This window comes from Bradyrhizobium sp. P2_E8, assembly GCF_056403875.1.
This window is the reverse complement of the sequence record NZ_JBFUES010000515.1, coordinates 1-5271: the sequence shown is the minus strand read 5'-3', so window position 1 is coordinate 5271 and position 5271 is coordinate 1. Positions and strand designations below refer to the sequence as shown.

General features: G+C 63.1%; 5 protein-coding genes and 2 pseudogenes. 3 read left to right on the top strand and 4 right to left on the bottom strand.

The window, feature by feature from the left end; genetic code table 11:
* Window positions 1–546: MFS transporter (locus AC1D00_RS25215; RefSeq protein WP_477012513.1), on the bottom strand; the 546-nt coding region annotated here is incomplete at its 3' end.
* Window positions 547–807: 261 nt separating this feature from the next.
* Here AC1D00_RS25215 and AC1D00_RS25210 point away from each other — a divergent pair.
* Together AC1D00_RS25210 and AC1D00_RS25205 are read left to right on the top strand one after the other, a co-directional pair.
* Complete coding sequence (locus AC1D00_RS25210) at window positions 808–2232, top strand: TAXI family TRAP transporter solute-binding subunit (RefSeq protein WP_404558952.1); 1425 nt, start codon at window positions 808–810, stop codon at window positions 2230–2232.
* 360 nt (window positions 2233–2592) lie between these two features.
* Window positions 2593–3392 (top strand): annotated as a pseudogene (locus AC1D00_RS25205) (IS5 family transposase); the annotation flags it as partial.
* Window positions 3393–3400: 8 nt separating this feature from the next.
* On the opposite strand, the gene AC1D00_RS25200 reads toward AC1D00_RS25205, so the two are convergent.
* Window positions 3401–3763 carry a hypothetical protein gene (locus tag AC1D00_RS25200; protein ID WP_477012512.1) on the bottom strand — a complete coding sequence of 121 codons (363 nt, stop codon included), beginning with the start codon at window positions 3761–3763 and terminating at the stop codon, window positions 3401–3403.
* Between the two features lie 139 nt (window positions 3764–3902).
* On the opposite strand from AC1D00_RS25200, the pseudogene AC1D00_RS25195 reads away from it, so the two are divergent.
* A pseudogene (locus tag AC1D00_RS25195) lies at window positions 3903–4331 on the top strand (transposase); the annotation flags it as partial.
* A gap of 61 nt (window positions 4332–4392) precedes the next feature.
* On the opposite strand, the gene AC1D00_RS25190 reads toward AC1D00_RS25195, so the two are convergent.
* Entirely contained in the window at window positions 4393–4650 is a 258-nt protein-coding gene (locus AC1D00_RS25190) for a YjiS-like domain-containing protein (RefSeq protein WP_477012511.1), read from the bottom strand.
* Between the two features lie 271 nt (window positions 4651–4921).
* Window positions 4922–5158 carry an HGGxSTG domain-containing protein gene (locus AC1D00_RS25185; RefSeq protein ID WP_477012514.1) on the bottom strand — a complete coding sequence of 79 codons (237 nt, stop codon included), beginning with the start codon at window positions 5156–5158 and terminating at the stop codon, window positions 4922–4924.
* Window positions 5159–5271: the final 113 nt, after the last annotated feature.

Here is a 5271-nt window from a genome sequence, read left to right as displayed (position 1 = left end):
GCCGCCAGCTGCGGAGATCCAGAACCCGGCGCGCCAGCCCCAGGTGTCGACGACGAAGGCGAGCGGGCTCGACGACAGCAGCATGCCGATATTGCCGATCGAGAGGATCGCGCCCGACCACAGCCCGAAGCGCGCCGCCGACAATTGCTTGGCCGCCAGCGTCATCGGGCACATCAGCATGCCCGAGGTGGCGACGCCGAGCATCAGCTGGCCGACCGCAAAGCTCTCGGGGCCTGTCGCAAAGCCCGATGCGACTGCGCCGAACACGGTTCCCGCCAGCAGGCCGAGCGACACCGGCCGCACGCCGAAGCGATCCATCGCCGCGCCGACCGGGATCTGCGCCGCGGCAAAGGCGAAATGATAGACCGAGGTCAGGCTCGCCAGCGCCTGCGGCTTGACGTGGAAATCCGCCGCCATCAGGTCGAGGCTGATGGCGGGAATCGTGCGCAGCAAGGTCGAGAGCATATGCCCGCAGGCAAGTGCCACCAGTGCGAAGATCAGCGCGCGGGTGGCGCCTCCCGCGTCGTCAGTGGCTGCGGTCTCCATGAGTGTCCCGTCCCGAGAAGGTTTTGGATGGGGGTACATGATCGCGGGGCGGCCGCCAATGGCGGCAGCGCGGCCCCCTCATTCCGGAATGGCGGCGCCGTCAGCGCAAAGTGGTGCCGGCGCGCCGTGACGGCAGGCACGTTGCCCATCAAAGCGGGTCTGACGCCGCTGTCTGAGACCATGAACCAAGCCGGCCGTCAGGACGTTGTTCCCGGGAAGATGTGGTATCATGGGGACCAGGATCTGCAGCTGGCGGCGGCAATGTCTTCCACCGAGAGCACAAGCAAGACGACCAGCGACGCGGCCCGCCGAGAGCGGAGGAGGAGCAATTCCTTACTGCTGGCTCTCGCCGTTGGATTTCTTGTCTTTGGCGCGGCCGCGGGGGCACTCTACTACGCATTGCGGCCGGAGGTTCTCCGGATCGCCGTTGGACCGCCCGGCAGCGACGATTCCAAAGTCATCGAGGCAATGGCCGATGCCTTCAGGAGCGAAAGTCGAACCGTCAGGCTGTCTCTGATCAAAACCAACGGGGCGGTGGAGTCTCTCGCCCTGCTTGGGGCCGGCAAGGCGGACCTTGCCGTCGGCCGCGGTGATCTGGAAATGCCGGCCGAGGCGCAGACCGTCGCCGTCGTGCGTAAGAACTTCGTTGTGCTGTGGGCGCCCTCCGCGCCTGCGGGCAAGGGCTCGAAAGGAAAGCGGTCGCCGAAAATCAAGGAGGTCGCCGATCTCGCGGGGCACCGTGTCGGCGTGATTGGGCGGACCCCCGTGAATGCYGCGTTGCTGCGGGTCATCCTGAGCGCCGCCGGTGTGGACGTTGAGAAGGTCGCGGTGACGCACTTTGGCACTGAACAGATCGGGGAGCTGGCGCGCGATCTCACCCTCGATGCATTCATGGCAGTCGGGCCACTCGACAGCAAGATCACATCCGACGCCGTTGCTGCTACGGCGCGGGCCCGCGGCGAACCGAAGTTTCTCGAGATCGAGACATCGGAAGCGATCGCCCTGAGGCATCCCCGGTATGAATCGGAGGAAATTCCGCCGAGCGTCTTCAATGCGGATCCGGCCTGGCCGGGTGACAAGGTCGAGACGGTCAGCGTCAGCCACCTCATCGTGGCAAGAAAGAGCATGTCCGAGACCACGGTAGCGGCGTTTTTCCGGCAGCTCTTTGCCGTCCGTCAGGCGATTGCGAAGCAGGTCCCCGGCGCTGCACACATCACCAAGCCGGACCTCGAGAAGGACACCGAGCTGCCGGTACATCGGGGAGCGGCGGCCGTCATCGACGGCAACGAACGCACCTTTCTCGACCGGTACGGCGATTTGTTCTGGTTCGGGCTCCTGCTTCTCTCCGGGATAGGCTCGGCCGCCGCCTGGTTGCGCCGCTACTTGAACCGCGACGAAAGGGAGGACAACACCATCCATCGCAAGAGAATCCTGGCCATGGTCTCGAGCGCGCGTACCGCGGAATCCAACCAGGAACTGCTGACCCTGCAGAGCGAGGCGGACGCCATCATCGCTGAAACGCTCGAGTGCTACGATGACGGCGCTATCGAGGAGGAGGAACTCGCCGCTTTTGGGCTGGTGCTCGACCTCTTGAGCAATGCCATTGCCGAGAGGCGAGCCGCGTTGCAACGTACCAGCTTCGAAACCATTCGAGGCGCGGCAACAGGCTCTACGCTACGAGGATAGGGGCGGCCATTTGAACCGGCCGTTGCGGATTCCTCAGCGCCAGCGCTGCCGTGCGCGAAGATCAGCGCGCGGGTGGTGCCTCCCCGGCTATTCGAGACTCTGGCGTTCGAACTTTCAGCTCGTGGGTAGAGCAACACGAAACCCCTCAACCCGTTTCCAACGAGGATGAGTTTCGCGAAGAACTCAGCCCATCCAACGAACTTAGTCGTCCGTGAAGAATTCCCAAGCCGTTGATTTGGAATCTGAAAAGGGCATTTTGCCGTAGCTGGATTTGCCAGAAATCCAGGCTTGGTTGCGGGATTCCTTGCAAACTTGATTTGTGATTCTCTCGCCCGAGAGACGGCATTCGCGAGGGATTCGATGCGGCCACGAGAGCGCAAGGAGACGGGGGGCAGGATCTTTTCCGCTCCCGGCTCGATCAGATCATCGACCTGAAGCATCCGCTGGTGACGCTGGGGCGCAGCGTGGACTGGGGCTTTCTGGAAGGGCGGTTCGGCGAGGTTTACGACGATGACCCCGGCCGGCCGCCGCTGCCGACGCGCCTGATGCCAGGGCTTGCGATCCTCAAGCACAGCTACGACCTGTCCGACGAGGTGCTGTGCGAGCGGTGGGGCGAGAACCCCTATTACCAATACTTCTGCGGCGAGGAGTTCTTCCAGCACCGGCTGGTGTTCGACCGCTCATCGCTGACGCGATGGCGTAACCGCATGGGCGAGGAACGGCTGGCGGCGCTGATCCAGGAGAGCCTTTCGGTGGCCGTCAGGACCAAGGCGATAAAGCCGTCCGAGCTGTCGCGGGTGATCGTCGACACCACGGTTCATCCCAAGAACGTGACGTTCCCCACCGACGCGAAGCTACTGAACCGGGCGCGCGAGAAGCTGGTACGGCTGGCGCCGCGTCACGGGGTGGCTTTGCGACAGTCCTATGCACGGGTGGGCAAGTTCGCCCTGAGCCGGCACCAGCGCTATGCCCATGCCAAGCAGTTCACGCGCGCCAACCGGGCGCTCAAGACGCTGCGGACCTATCTGGGCCGCGTGATCCGCGACATCGGCCGCAAGATCGAAGGTGACGAAGGGCTGGAAGCGGCGTTCGCAAAGCTGCTGGCGCTGGCGCGGCGCGTGCGCGAGCAGCAGCAGCGTCAGCGCGGGCCCACAATCTTTCTCTGACATTATACCTGTCTGCGCTTCAAAAGTGCGCGGGTCCCGACAATCGCGCCAATGCAGTTAAGCACGAGTGGCGGCCAGTGAAATTGAGCCGACGGATCGGCGACGAAAGCGAATAAATGATTAATGCCGAGCAGACAAAACAAGACGGTGCAGCCCGTTGCAACAGCCACCGCAAACCGGGGGTCACCGAGACGCAGCGTGAGAAACACAATGGTTGCGGCGCCAACATTCCAGAAAGCAATCTCCCTCTGCCATCCCGAATTCCCGCCCCACACCGATATTTTGGCACCGAGATGCTGAAAAGCAATTTGGACAACGAACGACGAACAGAAGGCGACAAGGGAGATGATAAGAAAAAGCCTCATGCGTCGATCCATCGTGCCTCCGATTGATGGCTGGCTGGCTGGCTGGCTGGGAGCACAATGCGAGTAGCCGGCGGACCGTGTCAAGGATTGTGAGACAGCCCTATTGCAAGGCTGGCTTCTGGGTCCGCGGAGTGATCCAAACGCTCGATCGCTTCCCGGCAACCCCTACGATGGCCATACGCTCGGCAGTGTCATCGAGGCGACCGAGAAGCTGACCGGATGCGCCATCGAACGCGCCTATGTCGACAAGGGATATCGCGGCCACACGACCGAGCGCCCGCGTCGCGTCTTCATCTCCGGGCAGAAGCGCGGCGTCTTCGGCGCGATCGAACGTGAACTCCGCCGCCGCTCCGCCATCGAGCCGATCATCGGCCACATGAAGAGCGAAGGCCATCTCGGCCGCTGCTATCTCAAGGGCCGTGAGGGCGACGCCATCAACGTCATTCTTACCGCCGTCGGCCACAACCTCCGCCGCGTCCTCGCATGGCTGAGGGATTTGCTGGCCTCAATTCTCATCGCCCTTTGGCGATCCGCAGCCGGCCTTCCGGCCGTCAAACAGGCTTCTTAACTGACGACAACTTAGTCGTCGCTGTCAGGCGCTTGTGACTCCATTTCGGGACATTGGCCCCTCAGAGACTGTGGCGCCACGCTTCGAGATACAACGGAGACCTGCGCACCTCTTCAACAGCGGTCCTCGATAGGCCCATGTCGGCGAGCAGCCGATCATCGAGTTCGAGAAGTTCCCTGTACTGGCGCCGTCGTTCCCACGCGCACGCTATTCCAGCCGGCCACGCAAGTGGAATCTTCCACCCTCTCACGTCGGGAAGAGGCAGTGAAGGCGGGTTGATGGTGTAAGCGGAGTTGGAAGTAGTGCTGCCGCAAGACATGTTTCACCTCCATACTGGAGCGAAACAACACTTGGCTGCGGGAGCTCATCGGGCGGTTGTCAATGTCCCGAGCAATTTATGTATCACACACTCGGCGGGTGCTCAAGCGACTGTCAGTGAGTATGAACTCAGCGCTATCCGTAGCAGCGATCCCAATGAGCGGCCCGTACCGAGAAGAGGCGGGTACATGATGGGGGGGCGGTTGCCAAATGGGGACGTCGGCGGTCACGACGGGGCGTGGGCGACAGCTGATTTTTTCAATTATTGGGCATCACCGCAACTCCCGCAGAAGCTTCCGCGCCTCATCTAGCATCATCCGGACCTGTCGTTGCTCGCTGATCGTCTCCCTGGTGAATAGCCCATGCTTTCGCGCATTCCGGTTTCCCCTCGGCGCACCGGTCCTCAGCGCGCCGCCGTGCATGCGGCAGCGCGCCTTGCCGTGTGCGGCCGGTGCGCGGCAGGCATCGCYATCGCGAGTTCGGGCGCCGCAGCGGGGACTGGCCCGCATCGGGACGGTGTTGCGGGTGTGGCCGCCGGTCATCGGTTGGCGCCTTGCGTTGCCTCGCGCGGGCTCGCCTCCGCAACAAGCACGTTCGCATGCTGCGTGACGTTGCCCACGAT